The following is a 15,055-nucleotide window of genomic DNA, read 5'->3' as shown; positions in this document are numbered from 1 at the left end:
AACCTTCCCAGTTCATAATTTTTGGTTTATTCCCTGCGTGGGGGTTTTAACTGGGGGTTGTTGGGGGAACTGGTGGTTAAAACCCAAATGACCAACCCACGACCCTCGCGCAAAGTACTCATAACAGACACTGTCGCCTGACTGGCATCCCTTGTGGACAGTCAAGAGCGCGCTGGACCTCTGGCGATCCCGCTCCGCCACCGACTCGGCCATGCCACCCCTTGCCTTACCTCTCAATAGAACCCTCATTACCACTCACGACCCCAGCGCTAAGCCGTATACATAGACATCAATCGGACATTTCACCGACCGATTGTGTCCTTTATGGACATCCAAGGCGCGACCAGCGCCTGGAACCGGATCGCCTCACCCTGGCCTAGAGCTTCACCGGCAGGTTGTGCAGGCCGCGGGTGATCGCGCTCGGCCACCACACGAGCCGGTCTTCCGGCACGGTCAGCGTCATCGACGGCGCGCGGCCGAACAGCGTCTCCAGGGCCGCGGACGCCTGCATGCGCGCGAGTGCGGCGCCGATGCAGATATGCGGGCCGACGCCGAAGGCCACGTGCCGCACCGGCCGCTCGCCCGGGCGGAAGGCGAGCGGTTCGGGGTGGACCTCCGGATCGCGGTTGGCCGCCAGCAACGACAACAGGATCGGATCGCCCGCTTCCATCCGCTGCCCGGCGAGTTCCATCGGCTCGGTGACGAACCGCCAGCTGGTGTTCTGCAGCGGGGTGTCGCGGCGCAGGACCTCCTCGATGACGAGTGTCAGATACGAGCCGTCGGCGCGGGCGCGGGCCGCCTCCTCCGGATGTGTGATGAGGGTCAGCGCGGTGGACGCGATGAGGCTGATCGTCGTCTCGTGCCCGGCGATCAGGGAGAGGAACGCCGTCGCGGCGACCTCTTCGTCGGTCAGCTTCCCGGCGGCTTCCTGCGTGAGCAGGTCGCTGATCAGGTCCGCCCCGGGTTCGGCGCGTTTGCGGGCGACGACGTCGGCGAGCAGCGCGTCCAGATCGTCGGTCGCCTTGAGCATCGACGCCATGTCGGTGACGTCGCCGGCGGCGACCACCAGCGCCGGCGGGCGGACCTCGTCCAGCAGGGTGTCCGGGATGCCGATCAGCTCGCAGATCGACCGGATTCCCAGCGGGTACGCGAAATCCTCGACCAGATCGCCCTCGCCCCGGTCCAGGATCGGGTCCAGCAGTTCGTTCGCGAGCCGATGCGTGCGGTCGCGCATGTGCTGCAGCCGTCGCGGGCCGAACGCGCCGGCGCAGGCCTTGCGCAGCCGCGCGTGCTCCTCGCCCTCGAAGTTGTTCATATGCCCGATGAGCGACGGCCGGTGGTCGGCGGGCAGGCCGAGATTGGCCTCACGCCAGTGTTCCGCCGCGACGGACGGGCATTTGGACAACCGGGGATCGGCCATCGCGGAGACGACGTCCGCGTGCCGGGTCACTAGCCAGGTCCAGGTGTCGCCGGGGAGCGGGAGCCGGAACGCCGGGGCGTTCGCCCGGAGCCATTCGTATGCGGGCGAGGGATCCCTGTCGAATTCCGGGCCGAACATCACGGGGACCGCGGCGTCGTCGTATGCGGCATCAGGCATACGAGTCACCATGCCAGCTTGTGGCGGTATCGCGTCCGGCGAACGCAGGCATCGGCCTGTCTCACGCGATCGTCAACGCGGTCCCCCTGTCACCCCCTCATGGTGACCCAGCAAGATCGAGCGGGTGCGGTGTGTGACGGATGGAGGTGACCCTCGTCAGCGAGTTCACCGAGCACGACCGTGACCCGGTCTCGGAGCGCCCGCGCGGGTCGCTCCGGGGTTTCGCCGACACCGTCGGCCTCGCCGCCGCCCGCGTCTGGCGGCTGCGAGGTCGCGCCTGGAACACCCTGCGGCATCCGGCGGGCTGGGAACTGTGGCGTCTGCCGCCCGCGGCGGTCTTCTGGATGCTCGGCACCGAGGTCGCGGTCGCCGTCTGGGCCCTGTACAGCGGTTTCAAGGACTTCGTCACCGCCACGGACCTCGTCCGTTTCGGCGTGATCGCGGGCTGCACGATCTGGTATCTCGTCCAGACGCAGCATCCCGAGGAACAGCGCCGCGCCGACGACCGGCGTGGCGAGCACATCGACCAGACCGCCGTCTGGCTGGGCAGCGCGGCCGTCCTGCTTCCGCCCACGTTGTCGCTCGCACTGCTGCTGATGGTGCGCGTGCAGCGCTACTCCATCGCGCACAAGGCGATGACGACGTTCCTCTTCACCACCGCCGCGCACGCCGTGTCCATCCTGGGCGTGCACACGATCACCGAACTGACGGCACTGCACTCCTGGCTCGCGTCGGGCACGCTCCCCCAGCGGGCCGAGGACATCGTGATGGCCGCCGTCGCGCTGGTGGGCGCCGCGCTCTGGTACTTCGCGTCGCAGACCCTCCTGATCAGCATCGCGCGCGGCCTGGCGTGGGGCGGCTGGCGGCGGCAGAAGCTGATCGGCAGCTGGGCCGACAACGCGGACTTCGTCTACGCGCTGCAACTCGCCGCGTGCACCACGATCCTCGGCGCGGTCAACATCGCACTGGTGCCGCTGGTGATGATCGGTGTCGCGCTGCGCTCGACCCGGCTCTCGCAGGCGCTGGCGGACACGATCGCGCGCAGCCAGCGCGACCGGAAGACCGGGCTGCTGACCGAGGACTCCTTCCATGCCCCGGCCGCCCTGCGGCTGCTCGAAGACCAGACCGACCGGCGGCCGACCGCGTTCCTGATGCTCGACCTCGACCACTTCAAGCAGTGGAACGACAAGTACGGGCATTCCGGCGGCGACATCGTGCTCGGCTGCGTCAGCGCCGTGCTGCGGCAGAACACCCGCGCCACCGACGTCGTCGGGCGGTGGGGTGGCGAGGAGTTCGCGGTACTCCTGCCGGACACCACCCGCGAAGAGGCGATGCGGATCGCCGAGCGGATCCGGGAGGCCGTCGCGAAGACCGCCATCACCGGCCTGACCGAACTCGCCAGCGGGCACGCCACCAACGAACCCCGCGCGGTGGGACCGATCCTCGGCTGCACCGTGTCGATCGGCGTCGGCCTCTCGCCCGAGCACTCGACGGACTACGGCGAGCTCTTCCGTGCGGCCGACTCGGCGATGTACCAAGCGAAACGGAACGGGCGCAACCGCGTGGTCATGGCGCCTTCCGAGCACACGAGTCCCGTCCCTGAACACGCGCCGATGTCACGTATGGGACCGGCGCGGCCCCATACGTGACATTCGGGAGCACCCCGAAGACCCGCGTCAGCGGCGGGTCACGAGGCGAGTCTCGAGCAGGTCGTCGACCACGCGGGTCTCCACGCCGGTCCGCCGTTCGAACGCGGATCCGCGCAACGGCCACAGCGCGACCAGCACGATGCCCACCGCGGCGAGGGCGGCCAGCACCAGCGCGGCGACGAACTGGGCGGCGCCGTCGGTCGCCGTGCTCAGCACCGCGAAGCCGATCAGGACGATCCCGGTGGGCAGCACCGTGGCCAGCGCCACCAGCGCGGCGGGGGTGCGGCGCAGGTCCCGGCGCCGGGTGGTCAGCCAGGCGGCGAGGAGGCAGGCGAACGACGCTCCCAGCAGGCAGGCGCCCGCCGTGTCGCTGAGCCGGTGCCAGCCCAGCGCGATGGTCGACGACGCGACCCAGGCGACGGCGACCCCGCCGATCCCGATGATCACTGGGCGGAACCGTTGGGGCAGAACGAAAGCGAGGGCCATCAGAATGGCCATGGCGGCGCTGACGTGTCCGCTCGGGAAGCTGTTGTGGTCCGGGCCACGGCCGCCGTCGGGCAGCTCGGGACGGACGAGGACGTAGAGCTTGAGCAACTGCGCGGCGACGAGCGGGAACACGAGCACGCTCAGCGCGGGGACCAGGAGGCCGGGTTTGCGCCTGAACAGCGCCAGTACGACGAGCACGATCCAGGCGGCGCCGATGACGAGCACCATGTCCTGGTCGCGCAGCGGTCCCGCCCAGTCCATTGTGGACCACTGACCGGACTGCGCGCTGCGGACGACGCCGTTTTCCGCGAGCTGCCCGGCCGACGTGTGCACGAAGAGCACGTAGGTCACGACGAACGCGGCGGCCAGTCCCAGTCCGGTGGCGAACTGGAACACGGCCCTGGACAGGGTGCGCCTTGGCTCGGCGTGCCGTCCCGGCAGCGGACGGTGGGCGGGGGTCGGCTTCGCTTCGTGGGTGAGTAGGGCCATGCGTCTCACTGTCCCCACGCCGTTTAGCCGGGAGGTCCGGACAATGTCATGGTTCTGCTACAAGATCGAGCCGAGTCGCACACGCGCGGCGACATCCGAATAATGGCGGCGTGGCAAGTGTCCTTTTGATCGAAGACGACGCGTCCGTCCGGGAGGGGCTGGAACTCGCGCTGCGCCGGCAGGCGCATACCGTCCACACCGCCGAGAGCGGTGAGCTCGGGCTGGAGAAACTGCGGGTGTTCCAGCCCGACATCGTCGTGCTGGACCTGATGCTCCCCGGGATCGACGGCTTCGAGACCTGCCGCCGTATCCGCTCGGCCGGCGAGGTGCCGATCATCATGCTCACCGCCCGCAGCGACGACTTCGACATCGTGGCCGGCCTGGAGGCGGGCGCCGACGACTACGTGACCAAGCCGATCGAACCCCGCGTGCTCGACGCCCGGATCCGGGCCGTGCTGCGGCGCGCGGTGAGCGAGAAACCCGCGAACGAGGACGAACCCGGCGGGGAACGGCACGGCCGTCTGGTCATCGACCGGGCCGGGCTGGTGGTCACGAAGAACGGCGAGCCGGTCTCGCTGACCCCGACCGAGCTGAAACTGCTGCTGGAGCTCTCGCGCACGCCGGGGCAGGTCTACAGCCGCCAGCAGATCCTCTCCGCCGTCTGGGATCACGACTATCTCGGCGACTCCCGGCTGGTCGACGCCTGTGTCCAGCGGCTGCGCGCGAAGATCGAAGACGTGCCCGCGAAACCCGAACACGTCCAGACCGTCCGTGGCTTCGGGTACCGATTCGGCCGTTCATGAGGCTGCTCTCCGGGCTGCGGCCCCGGCTCATCCTGGCCTTCGCGGTGATGACGATCATCGGGGCGGCGGCCACGGCGGGGGTCAGTTACGTCTCGGCGAGGAACGCGATCCTCAAATCCGTCCAGGACGCGGCGATGGACCAGCTGAAGGACCGAGTCAGCTCCTACAGCCGCCCGCTGTCCACGCCGCCGACGCAGGAGCAGCTCAACGACTTCGCGGGCAGCCTGCGGTTGAACGCGGTCGCGGTCTACCGGAATCTGCGGTCGGTCAACGGCCCGGATCTGACCACCTTCTCTCCCGAGCTGCGGCAGAGCATCGCGAACAACACCCGGATCCAGTTCCAGCGGGTGGACCGCGACGCCGGCCCGGAACCCATCCCCGAACTCCTGATCGGCCTGCCGGTGCTGGTGCGGCAGCCGGACGGGTTGATGGGGCCCAGCGGCGTCGAGGTGTACTCGCTCACCTCGCTCGTCCAGCAGCAAAAGGCCATCGAAGAACTCGCGAGATCCGCCTGGCAGACGGCCGCGCTCGTGCTGCCACTGGCCGCCGCGCTCGCCCTCCTCGCGGCGAGACAGGTGTTGCGGCCGGTCCGGGCGCTCAACACCGCCGCCGCCCAGCTCGGCGAAGGCAGGCTCGACGTCCGGCTGCCCGCCAAGGGATCCGACGAGCTGGCCGAACTGGTCACCACCTTCAACAACACCGCCGCCGAACTGGAACGCACGGTCGGCGAGCTGAGAGCCATGGAGGCAGACGCGCGCCGGTTCGTCGCCGACGTCTCGCACGAACTCCGCACACCGCTCGCCGCGATGAACGCGGTCACCGATGTCCTGGACGAAGACGCGGAGACGCTGCCACCGGACACCGCCGTCGCGGCGCGGCTGGTCTCGGGCGAGACCCGCAGGCTGACCCGGCTCGTCCAGGATCTGGTCGAGATCTCCCGGTTCGACGCGGGCCGCGCCGAACTCGTGCTCGACGAATGGGATCTCGCGACGGCGATCCGGGACAGCCTCGACGCGCGCGGCTGGCGCGACGGCGAAGACCTGGTCACCGACCTGCCGGAAGGCGTCCTCGCCCGCGTCGACCGGCGGCGGCTCGACCTGATCGTGGCCAACCTCGTCGGCAACGCGTTCCGGCACGGCGCGCCCCCGGTCGAGGTCCGCCTGCGCGCCGGCGACGACGGCGTCACCCTGGCGGTCGAAGATCACGGGCCGGGGATCGATCCCGAGGTCCTGCCGCATGTGTTCGACCGGTTCACCAAGGCCGACACCGCCCGCGCCCGCTCCGAGGGCAGCGGGCTGGGACTGGCGATCGCGCTGGAGAACGCCCGCCTGCACGGCGGTGACCTCACCGCCGCCGACACCGGGCACGGCGCCCGGTTCGTCCTGCGCCTGCCGCACCGGACCGAAGGAGGGACGCGATGAGGAGGATCCGGGTGCTGCCCGCTCTCGCGGCCGCGGCACTGGTGGCGGCCTGCGGCGTCCAGCCGACCGGCGTCGTCCCGGCCGGGCCGGGGCCGTCGATCCGCGCCACCACGGGGCCGAACGTCGTCAACGGCCTGACGCTGTACTTCGTCTCCGACGGCCGGGTCATCCCGGTGACGCGGCCCACCGAAGGCTTCATCTCACCCGAAGGCGCGCTCACGTTGCTGCTGAAGGGACCGACGGAGCGGGAAGCCGCGCAGGGGCTCACCACCTTCGTCCCGGCGGAGGTGGGGCGAGTCGAGGTGTACTCCGGCGATCCGACCGCCATCGTGCTGCCGTTCAGTATGCGAAAACTGTCGAATCAGGCCATCAACCAGCTGGTCTGCACCACGATCGCGGCGTCGGCGGCGACCACGCGGGCTCCGAGCTCCCCGGGAGTCAACGTGACCTCGCCGGACGGGGACATGTACTTCCAATCCTGCAAAGCGGACTGAATTCGTCACTCACGGTGGTCACATAAAAGCACTTCTTGTGTCTGTACGGCTGTGAGCCTCTTTTGGTTCAACGATCAAGGTAACTGTGGGCGAACACACTCGGGCGTGACATTGCCGTGTCCTTTTCGTAATGTTGCCCGGAGCTCGCGGCCCCCGACGCGAGTTCCCGTCCCCGAAGTGGTGAGTGATCAGAGAAATGGCCGGCAGACATCGCAAGAACAAGGCTCCGCAGTGGAAGCTCCCCGCGGGTATCGCGGCAGCGGTCGCCACGGCGCTCCCGGCGTCGATGTGGCTGACCACCGCAGGTACCCCTGACGTCGAAGCGGCAAGTGCCGCGCTCGCGCTGCAGGCTCCCCCGGTCTCCAGCGTGACTCCCCCGCCGCCGACCAGCAGCACCCCGCCCTCCAGCACGACCACCCCGCCTCCGTCGACCTCCTCGGCTCCCCCGAAGCCGACGACGTCGACCAAGGCCCCCGCGCCGGTCAAGAAGACCGTGCCCGCCGCGACGGCGTGTTCGACCGACCTCGCCGGCGTGAAGCCGCACGTGGCCCAGGTCGGAAACCACGTCAAGGCGAAGTTCGGCGTCAAGAACGTCGGCGGCGTCGCCGGCCGGGCGAACGCCAGCGACCACCCCTCCGGCCTCGCGCTGGACTTCATGGTGGACACCGCCACCGGCAACGCCATCGCCGAATACCTCCTGGCCAACCAGAAGGACTTCGGCGTCACCTACGTCATCTGGCGCCAGCGCTACAACGACGGCAGCGGCTGGGACACCATGGAGGACCGCGGCGGCGCGACCGCCAACCACATGGACCACGTGCACGTCTCCTTCGCCAAGGGCGCGAAGGTCAACGTCAGCTGCTAGCGCCGCGGAGCGGACCGCTCGCCGGGCTGGATCACCGGTCGCCCCACGACCTCTTCCACGCCTTTGACGGCGAGCCGGTCCGCTCGCTCGTTCTCCGGATGCCCGGAGTGGCCCTTGACCCAGTGCCATTCGACGTCGTGCTTCGAAGCGGCTTCGTCGAGACGGCGCCACAGATCGGCGTTCTTGACCGGCGTCTTGGCCGAGGTCATCCAGCCGTTGTTCTTCCAGTTCCGCACCCAGCTGGTGATGCCGTTCCGGACGTAGGTGCTGTCGGTGTAGATGTCGACCGCGACCCGGCGCTTCAGGCTTTCCAGCGCCTCGATGGGCGCGGTCAGTTCCATCCGGTTGTTCGTGGTCGGCCCGGGATCGCCGCCGTAGATCTCCTTCTCGACCGTGCCGTACCGCAGCACCGCGCCCCAGCCGCCGGGCCCGGGATTCCCGCTGCACGCACCATCGGTGTAGATCTCGACTTCCGCCACCGGGACACCCTAGCGACGGGGTTCAGTCCGGCAGGAGCGGCACCCACGGCTCCTCGACCTGCCCGAGATGCACCGCGCGCGTGATGGACTTCGAGCCGAACCGGTCCCGGACGGTGTCGAGCGTCGCGTCGAGCTCGTCCCTCGGCTTCGCCCCGAACGGCAAGGCCAGCTGGATGGCGTCGTCCTTCGACAGGTTCGTCAGCGCGAGCCCGATCAGCGTGAGCCCGCGTTCGTCGATCAGCGGTCTCGCCGCGGCGAGCAGCCCACGGGCCGCCGCGACGACCGCGCCGGTCTGTTCCGTCGCCTCCAGCAAGGTGTGCGAACGCGTCGCCTTGGTGAAATCGCCGAACCGCATCCGCAGCACGACGGTGCGGCAAACCCGATGCGCCGAACGCAGACGGCGGGACAGGCGATCGGCCAGCGTCAGCAGTGTCGCGTCGAGCTCCTCGGGCGAACGCGGCCTGCCGCCGAGCGCGCGCTGCGCCCCGATCGAGCGGCGACGGCGGCCGGTCTGCACGCGCCGGGGGTCGTCGTTGTGGGACAGGGCGTGCAGATGGGTGCCGACGCCGCGGCCGAGCATCCGGACGAGTTCCTTCTCCCCGAACCCCTCCATCTGCCCGACCGTCGTCACGCCGCGCTCGCGGAGCTTCTGCGCCGTCACCTTGCCCACGCCCCACAACCGCTCGACCGGAAGCGGGTGCAGGAACTCCAGCTCCTTGTCGTGCGGCACGACGAGGAGACCGTCGGGTTTCGCGACACCGCTGGCCACCTTCGCGAGGAACTTCGTCCTCGCCACGCCGACGGTGATCGGGAGGCCGACCTGCTCCAGGACGTCCTTCCGCAGCTTCGCGGCGATCCGGCTCGGCGTTCCCGCGATCTTCAGCAGCCCGCCGACGTCGAGAAAGGCCTCGTCGATCGAGATGCCTTCCACCAGCGGCGTCGTGTTGCCGAAGACCTCGAAGACCGCCTTGCTCGCCTCGGAATACGCGCGCATCCGAGGCGGGACCACGATCGCGTCCGGGCACAACCGCCGCGCCTGGCCGCCGCCCATCGCGGTGCGGACGCCGTACGCCTTGGCCTCGTAACTGGCCGCCAGGACGACGCCCCCGCCCACGATGACCGGACGTCCGCGCAGGCTCGGGTCGTCACGCTGCTCGACCGACGCGTAGAACGAATCCAGGTCGGCGTGCAGGATGGGACCCTCGGGCGTCATAGAACATATGTTCGCATCGAACGGCCCAGGGGCCAAGCCGCCCGATCAGTCGAACGGCGGCCCGGAGTGCGCGACGGGTCCGCGACGGGCTCGGAGGAGATCCGTCACCGATCGCCCGCCCGCGAAACACCAGATCGCGATCACCGGATCGCAGATCGCGCAGCCGAACGAGGAATGCTCGGCGAACGGGATGATCGGGGCACCCTTGAGGTGGTGCACGACGTCCCAGCCGGTGTGCAGCAGCCAGGCGATGCCGATGAACGTCCAGGACTCGAGGCCGCGGTAAGCCACGTAGGTCACGACGGCGGCGAACGCGAACTCCCAGATGCCAAGACCGCCTCCGCTCAGATAGGCGGCGCCGGCGCCCGCCACCATGACCGCGTTGAAGCGGCGGCGGTGCGGCTCGTGGATCAGCGACATCAGCACGACGTAGAGGAGGCCGACGAGAATCGGCGCGATGATCATCATGGTTCGACGCTAGAAGCGGACGAAGCCCGGTCCCAGTGGCGTGAACGACGCCTCCAACGGGATCTCGCCACCGGGCGAGTAGGTTGCGGTCATGTACACCGTCGCCGTCCTCGCACTGGACAAGCTGATCCCGTTCGACCTCTCGACGCCGATCGAGGTCTTCACCAGGACGCGGCTCACCGACGGGAGCGCGGGCTATCGGGTCATCGTCTGCGCCGAGCAGCCGGACGTCGACGCGGGGCACTTCACTCTGCGCGCTCCGTGGGGACTGGAGGCGCTACGCGAAGCCGACACGATCATCGTCCCCGGCACCGCCGACCCCACCGGACCGTTGCCGGAAACCGTCCACGACGCGCTCACCTCGGCCGCCGCGAGAGGTACGCGGATCGCCTCGATCTGCTCTGGGACCTTCATCCTCGCCGCCGCGGGTCTGCTCGACGGGCTTCGCGCCACCACCCACTGGGTCGCCGCCGAGGCACTGGCCGCCGCGTACCCGGAGGTCGACGTCGACCCGGACGTGCTCTACGTCGACAACGGGCAGATCCTGACGTCGGCGGGCGCCGCCGCGGGCCTGGACCTGTGCCTGCACCTGATCCGCCGGGACCACGGCTCCGCGATCGCGGCCGACGCCGCCCGACTTTCCGTGATGGCGCTGGAACGCGAAGGCGGCCAGGCACAGTTCATCGCGTTGCGGCATCCTCCCGCTCCCCGCGGCGCGGCGCTGGAACCCACTTTGCTGTGGATGCAGGAAAATCTCGCGCGCGAGCTGACGCTGGCCGACATCGCGGCACGCGCCGGGATGAGCACGCGCACGCTCATCCGGCACTTCCGTGACCAGACGGGGACGACACCGTTGCAGTGGCTGCACCGGACGCGTGTCCGGCAGGCGCAGCATCTGCTGGAGACCACCCAGTACGCCGTCGAACGGATCGGCGCCGAAGTCGGTTTCGGTTCGCCCACCTCGTTCCGCGACCGGTTCAAGCGCACGACCGGCGTCAGCCCGGTCACCTATAGACGCGCTTTCCGTTAAGCGGCAAGGGCCAGTGCGGTGTCCGAGGCGCGCACGCGGGCCTGTTCGGCGAACCGCCTCCGGGCGGCGACGACTCTGAGCCATCGTTCCGAACGCTCGGCGTCCAGTTCGGAGGTCGCGCGGGCCAGCACCTCGGCGGCGCGCGCGGCGGAATCGATCTCCGCGGCGGCGCCGAGGTAGTCGCCCACCTCGATCAGCTTGTAGGCGTGGCGCATCTCGGTCTGCGCGGTCGAGTAGATGGCGTAGGCGGCCAGGTTGTTCGCCAGCGGGCCCAGTGAATGCGACATCGGATTCTCCGTTCCTTCTCTTACCCACACGTCGAACGGGCCCCCGGTGGTTTGACACGGCCGGCGGATTTTTCTCGAGGGTTGCGCGAAGTGGCCGCCTCACGACAGCCTGAAACGCATGCCAGCCCGGGCGGCGTCGTTCCGCAGCGTCTTCGCGGTCGCCGGATTCCGCCGGATCTGGCTCGCGCATCTGCTCTCGGTCGCCGGTGACCAGCTGGCCAGGGTCGCCCTCACGGTGCTGGTGTTCGACCGGACCTCCTCGGCGGGCTGGGCTTCGGCCGCGTACGCGCTGACGTTCGTGCCCGATCTCCTCGGTGGCGCGCTGGGCGGCATCGCGGACCGGTTCTCGCGACGCACCGTGATGGTGGTGACCGACGTCGGCCGCGCGGTCCTGATCGCGCTGATGGCGGTGCCCGGGCTGCCGTTGCCCGCCGCGGCCGCGCTGTTGTTCGTCGTGCAGCTCATGGCCGGGCCGTTTCACGCGGCCCGTCAGGCGATGCTGCCGGATCTGCTCGATCCGGACCGGCTGGTCGTCGGCCAGGCCGTCATCTCCTCCACCTACCAGGCCGGGCTCGTGGTGGGCTTCGGCGCGGGCGCCGCCGTCGTCACGGGCCTCGGCGTACCCGGCGCGCTGCTGATCGACGCGGGCACGTTCGCACTTTCCGCGCTCATGCTCCGCTTCGGGCTCGAACGGTTCCCACCATCGGCACCGAGCCATCACGAGCGCCCGTCCCTGATCGCGGGCTGCCGGCTGGTGGCGCGCGACCGCAAGCTGCGCTGGCTGCTGCTCATCGCCTGCTGCTGCGGTTTCTACGTCGTGCCCGAAGGCCTCGCCGTCCCGGTCGCCGCCGAACTGGGCGGCGCGGACGCGCTGCCGTGGCTGCTGGCCGCGAACCCGGTCGGCTCGGTGCTCGGCGGGATCCTGCTGAGCCGGATCCCGCGGGAACGGCAGGTCAAGGTGCTGGGCGCGCTGACGGTGGCGAGCAGCCTGGTGCTGATCCCGACCGGCTGGGCGCCGGGCCTGGTCACGATCGTCGTGCTGTGGACGCTCTCGGGGGTGTTCTCCGCACACGACATGATCACTCAGACGCAGTACAGCCTCGCCGCGCCGGCCGCCCATCGCGGTCAGGTGATCGGGGTCGCGATAGCGGCGTTGCGGGCGGCTCAGGCGGCCGGGATCGCGGCGGCCGGGCTGCTGGCCCAGGTCGTCGCGCCGACCACAGTGGTCACCGTCGCGGCGGGCGCGGGCGTGGTGGTCGCCTGCGTCGCCGGGGCGGGCTGGTCACGGGCGGTGTCGTCCCGCCGCGGCCCGGAGGAATCCGAAGATCCCGCGGGTCCGGCCGGCGGGACGACACCCGTTGGCGAGCACGGTTCCTGACACATCACGTCCAGTTGTTGTCACGACGGGTCGTCCAGTTGTTGTCACGCACTACGTTCACCTCCCTTCGTGAAGCCGCACGCTCTTGTGGGCCGGATCACTCAGGTCCAGTTGTTGTCCCGCATGTCGTTCACCTCCCGCGAAATAGCGATCTATCCGGCAAAACACTCACCAGTTGTTGTCCTGCATCGGTGCACCTCCCTCGTTTTGGTTGGGCTGTCCGGGCGAATTCGCGGCCGCGTGTCTTATCGTCGGAGACAACGCGGTCGTCGCCGTCCCGGTTCGATTACGGTGTAGATCACCGACGGAAGAGGGTGCGTGGACGGACGACTCGGCGGCGCGCGGCGGCGGCTCAAGGCCTGGCACCTGTGGAGCCTGCCGCGACCTGTGCGTTCCTACGTCCTGGTCGTGAATCTCATCGCAGTCCTCTCGACCGCCGCCACGGCCCGGCTGGTCCCGGTGACCGGCACCGACCTGGCCCGATTCGGCGTCCTGACGCTGTGCGCGGCCATCGCGATCGAGGGCACCCGGCAGATCGAACGCCAACGGGAGTACGACAGGGCCCCGTCAGTCGCCTACGTCGACACCAAGGCGGTCTGGAGCGTCGCCGCCGTCATCGCGCTGCCTCCGGTGCTCGCCGCCGCGATGGTCGTGGTGACCTACACCATCGCATGGCTGCGGATCTGGCCACACCAACGGCCGGTACTCCCCCATCGGTGGATCTTTTCCGCCGCGACGGTGCTCTGCGGCACGCAGGCCGCCGTCGTCGTCCTCAGCCTCGGCATGCGCCACTACCCCGGTTCGCCCGACTCCGGGCTGCTCGCCGGACTGGGCGATCTCGCCGTCATCATCGTGGCCGCGGCCCTGCGCTGGGCGATCAACACCGTGCTGGTGATGATCGCGATCGCGCTCTCGTCGCCGCCCAAGTCGATCGGCGAACTGTTCTCCGGCTTCGGCGACCAGATCCTCGAGGCGGGCGCGCTCGGCCTCGGCCTCGTGACGGCCGTCGTCCTCGTGCAGGCCAACCCGCTGGTCCTCGTCGGGGTCGTCATCGCGCTGGTCGCGCTGCACCGCGGGCTGCTGCTGACGCAGTACCGGCGCGACGCGCACACCGACGCCACCACCGGCCTCGTCACGAAACGCCGCTGGCGTCAGCTGGCCGAAGAGCACCTCGGCCGGACGCGCGCCGGCCGCAAACTCGGCGTGCTGTTCCTCGACCTCGACAACTTCAAGACGATCAACGACACCTACGGGCACCCCAACGGCGACCTCGTCCTCCGCGCGGTCGGCGACGCGCTGCGCGCTGAAATCCGCGAGCAGGACGTCTGCGGGCGGTGGGGCGGCGAGGAGTTCGCGATCGTCATCCCGGACATCCACGGCGAGGAGACGCTGCGCCAGGTGGCCGAACGGATCCGGCACCAGGTGGCGGTGGTCTCGGTCGCGCTCCCCGATCGCGAGACCGTGCTCACGGATCTGACGGTGTCGATCGGCGGGGCGCTGTACCCGGCGGCCAACATCACCAGCGTCGACGACCTTCTCGTCGCCACGGACACCGCGCTGTACCGGGCGAAACAAGGTGGCCGCAACCGCGTCGAACTCGCCCCTCCCACGCAGTAGGCTCCGCCTCGGCCGAGGAGGCGCGACGGAGCGATCCGGACGGTCTCGTCGTCGCGATACAGGTCCTGGTGCTGCTTTCGGGCCGGTACGGCTTTCACCGGGACGAGATGTACTTCCTCGCCGCCGGTAAAGCAGCTCGCTTGGGGTTATGTCGACCGGCCGTCGCTGACACCGTTTCTCGCGAGGATCTCCACAGACGCGGGTCTGGTCACGGATCCCCGTCGAGCAGCGCTCGGCCGCAGTGGTGAGTGTCCTATGTGGACTGTGGCCGCCTCCCGCTGAGGCTGCCGGGGAGTGGAGAATGACGAGCAAGGGGTGCATTTTTCTTGGAGCGTCTCGGCCTTGTCCCGCGCTGTGGGGCGAATTGCGGCACCACTATTGAGCCGGTCTGTGTCGTTGCCGGGAAACGGCAATATCCGCCGTGCCTGGGTCGAATGTCAGGAGATCTCCTTGTGTGCGGGACTTCCCGACTCTGATCTCTCACCGTGGGGCGTGTTGCAGCGCTGCTGCCGAGCCAGTTGTGTCGTTGCCGGAAATCGGCAATGCCTGTGGCGTCTGTGAGGTCCGGAAATTGTCGGTGGTCGGTTGTAGGTTCTGGGTGTGGATACTTCCCACGCCGTTGTGGCGCTGCTCAAGGACATGACCGAGTCGGATGTGTTGAAGGAGGTCAACGGTTCGCTGAACTCGTTGGGGGATAGGGATGTTGTGGATGTGGCGGTGGCGGCGTCGGAGGGGATCGCGCGGTTGGAGGCGGTCCGGTTCCGGGCTATCGCACGGTT

The 15,055-nt window shown here is 69.3% G+C and carries 14 protein-coding genes; 8 read left to right on the top strand and 6 right to left on the bottom strand.

All coding sequences use genetic code 11. The features are described from left to right. Positions 1 to 376 precede the first annotated feature (376 nt). The gene (locus ACIHAO_RS37540) at positions 377 to 1,597 is read right to left on the bottom strand and encodes a cytochrome P450 (RefSeq protein ID WP_396566162.1); all 1,221 of its coding nucleotides are present in this window, start codon (positions 1,595 to 1,597) and stop codon (positions 377 to 379) included. A gap of 140 nt (positions 1,598 to 1,737) precedes the next feature. On the opposite strand from ACIHAO_RS37540, the gene ACIHAO_RS37535 reads away from it, so the two are divergent. Then, a complete protein-coding gene (locus ACIHAO_RS37535) occupies positions 1,738 to 3,246 on the top strand; it encodes a diguanylate cyclase (RefSeq protein WP_396566160.1) in 1,509 nt (502 codons plus the stop codon). Between the two features lie 27 nt (positions 3,247 to 3,273). On the opposite strand, the gene ACIHAO_RS37530 is transcribed toward ACIHAO_RS37535, so the two are convergent. Further along, complete coding sequence (locus tag ACIHAO_RS37530; protein WP_396566158.1) at positions 3,274 to 4,221, bottom strand: phosphatase PAP2 family protein; 948 nt, start codon at positions 4,219 to 4,221, stop codon at positions 3,274 to 3,276. 110 nt (positions 4,222 to 4,331) lie between these two features. On the opposite strand from ACIHAO_RS37530, the gene ACIHAO_RS37525 reads away from it, so the two are divergent. From ACIHAO_RS37525 to ACIHAO_RS37510, 4 genes are all read left to right on the top strand, one after another. Further along, positions 4,332 to 5,024: a response regulator transcription factor gene (locus ACIHAO_RS37525; protein WP_125794784.1), complete on the top strand. Its 693-nt coding sequence runs from the start codon at positions 4,332 to 4,334 to the stop codon at positions 5,022 to 5,024. Continuing rightward, positions 5,021 to 6,445 (top strand): ATP-binding protein, encoded by a 1,425-nt coding sequence (locus ACIHAO_RS37520; RefSeq protein ID WP_396566156.1) that lies wholly within the window; start codon positions 5,021 to 5,023, stop codon positions 6,443 to 6,445. The genes ACIHAO_RS37525 and ACIHAO_RS37520 overlap by 4 nt, the downstream gene beginning before the upstream one ends. After that, positions 6,442 to 6,939: a hypothetical protein gene (locus tag ACIHAO_RS37515; protein ID WP_396566154.1), complete on the top strand. Its 498-nt coding sequence runs from the start codon at positions 6,442 to 6,444 to the stop codon at positions 6,937 to 6,939. The genes ACIHAO_RS37520 and ACIHAO_RS37515 overlap by 4 nt, the downstream gene beginning before the upstream one ends. 196 nt (positions 6,940 to 7,135) lie before the next feature. After that, entirely contained in the window at positions 7,136 to 7,804 is a 669-nt protein-coding gene (locus ACIHAO_RS37510; protein ID WP_396566152.1) for a hypothetical protein, read from the top strand. Here the strand turns inward: ACIHAO_RS37510 and rnhA are convergent. The 3 genes from rnhA to ACIHAO_RS37495 are packed head-to-tail and all read right to left on the bottom strand — an operon-like array spanning position 7,801 to position 9,964. Continuing rightward, positions 7,801 to 8,283 carry a ribonuclease HI gene (rnhA, locus tag ACIHAO_RS37505; RefSeq protein WP_396566150.1) on the bottom strand — a complete coding sequence of 161 codons (483 nt, stop codon included), beginning with the start codon at positions 8,281 to 8,283 and terminating at the stop codon, positions 7,801 to 7,803. The two genes, ACIHAO_RS37510 and rnhA, sit on opposite strands and share 4 nt — an antisense overlap. Before the next feature lie 22 nt (positions 8,284 to 8,305). Next, positions 8,306 to 9,496 carry a DNA polymerase IV gene (gene dinB, locus ACIHAO_RS37500; protein WP_396566148.1) on the bottom strand — a complete coding sequence of 397 codons (1,191 nt, stop codon included), beginning with the start codon at positions 9,494 to 9,496 and terminating at the stop codon, positions 8,306 to 8,308. A 45-nt stretch (positions 9,497 to 9,541) separates the two neighbouring features. Further along, positions 9,542 to 9,964, bottom strand: a complete 423-nt coding sequence (locus ACIHAO_RS37495; protein WP_396566146.1) for a DUF6010 family protein — start codon at positions 9,962 to 9,964, stop codon at positions 9,542 to 9,544. 91 nt (positions 9,965 to 10,055) lie between these two features. Between ACIHAO_RS37495 and ACIHAO_RS37490 the strand changes: the two genes are divergently transcribed. Further along, positions 10,056 to 10,994 (top strand): GlxA family transcriptional regulator, encoded by a 939-nt coding sequence (locus ACIHAO_RS37490; protein ID WP_396566144.1) that lies wholly within the window; start codon positions 10,056 to 10,058, stop codon positions 10,992 to 10,994. Here the strand turns inward: ACIHAO_RS37490 and ACIHAO_RS37485 are convergent. After that, positions 10,991 to 11,281 (bottom strand): hypothetical protein, encoded by a 291-nt coding sequence (locus ACIHAO_RS37485; protein ID WP_396566142.1) that lies wholly within the window; start codon positions 11,279 to 11,281, stop codon positions 10,991 to 10,993. The genes ACIHAO_RS37490 and ACIHAO_RS37485 overlap by 4 nt on opposite strands. Before the next feature lie 118 nt (positions 11,282 to 11,399). On the opposite strand from ACIHAO_RS37485, the gene ACIHAO_RS37480 reads away from it, so the two are divergent. Then, on the top strand, positions 11,400 to 12,659 hold the full coding sequence (locus ACIHAO_RS37480; RefSeq protein ID WP_396566140.1) for an MFS transporter: 1,260 nt from the start codon (positions 11,400 to 11,402) through the stop codon (positions 12,657 to 12,659). 318 nt (positions 12,660 to 12,977) lie between these two features. Continuing rightward, positions 12,978 to 14,276, top strand: coding sequence for a GGDEF domain-containing protein (locus tag ACIHAO_RS37475; protein WP_396566138.1), 1,299 nt, complete (start codon positions 12,978 to 12,980; stop codon positions 14,274 to 14,276). The last annotated feature ends 779 nt before the right edge of the window (positions 14,277 to 15,055 follow it).

The sequence above is a fragment of the Amycolatopsis sp. NPDC052450 genome, from assembly GCF_044547565.1.
Taxonomy (GTDB): Bacteria; Actinomycetota; Actinomycetes; order Mycobacteriales; family Pseudonocardiaceae; genus Amycolatopsis.
The sequence above is the reverse complement of the archived record's forward strand: the minus strand, read 5'-3'. Positions and strand labels throughout refer to the sequence as shown.

What these genes read in the sequence shown, in the direction of transcription:
- ACIHAO_RS37495 (WP_396566146.1), bottom strand. Translation starts at nt 9,964, where the DNA reads ATGATGATCATCGCGCCGATTCTCGTCGGCCTCCTCTACGTCGTGCTG.
- ACIHAO_RS37510 (WP_396566152.1), top strand. Translation starts at nt 7,136, where the DNA reads ATGGCCGGCAGACATCGCAAGAACAAGGCTCCGCAGTGGAAGCTCCCC.
- ACIHAO_RS37520 (WP_396566156.1), top strand. Translation starts at nt 5,021, where the DNA reads ATGAGGCTGCTCTCCGGGCTGCGGCCCCGGCTCATCCTGGCCTTCGCG.
- ACIHAO_RS37530 (WP_396566158.1), bottom strand. Translation starts at nt 4,221, where the DNA reads ATGGCCCTACTCACCCACGAAGCGAAGCCGACCCCCGCCCACCGTCCG.
- ACIHAO_RS37535 (WP_396566160.1), top strand. Translation starts at nt 1,738, where the DNA reads ATGGAGGTGACCCTCGTCAGCGAGTTCACCGAGCACGACCGTGACCCG.
- dinB (WP_396566148.1), bottom strand. Translation starts at nt 9,496, where the DNA reads ATGACGCCCGAGGGTCCCATCCTGCACGCCGACCTGGATTCGTTCTAC.
- ACIHAO_RS37540 (WP_396566162.1), bottom strand. Translation starts at nt 1,597, where the DNA reads ATGCCTGATGCCGCATACGACGACGCCGCGGTCCCCGTGATGTTCGGC.
- ACIHAO_RS37485 (WP_396566142.1), bottom strand. Translation starts at nt 11,281, where the DNA reads ATGTCGCATTCACTGGGCCCGCTGGCGAACAACCTGGCCGCCTACGCC.
- ACIHAO_RS37515 (WP_396566154.1), top strand. Translation starts at nt 6,442, where the DNA reads ATGAGGAGGATCCGGGTGCTGCCCGCTCTCGCGGCCGCGGCACTGGTG.
- ACIHAO_RS37480 (WP_396566140.1), top strand. Translation starts at nt 11,400, where the DNA reads ATGCCAGCCCGGGCGGCGTCGTTCCGCAGCGTCTTCGCGGTCGCCGGA.
- ACIHAO_RS37490 (WP_396566144.1), top strand. Translation starts at nt 10,056, where the DNA reads ATGTACACCGTCGCCGTCCTCGCACTGGACAAGCTGATCCCGTTCGAC.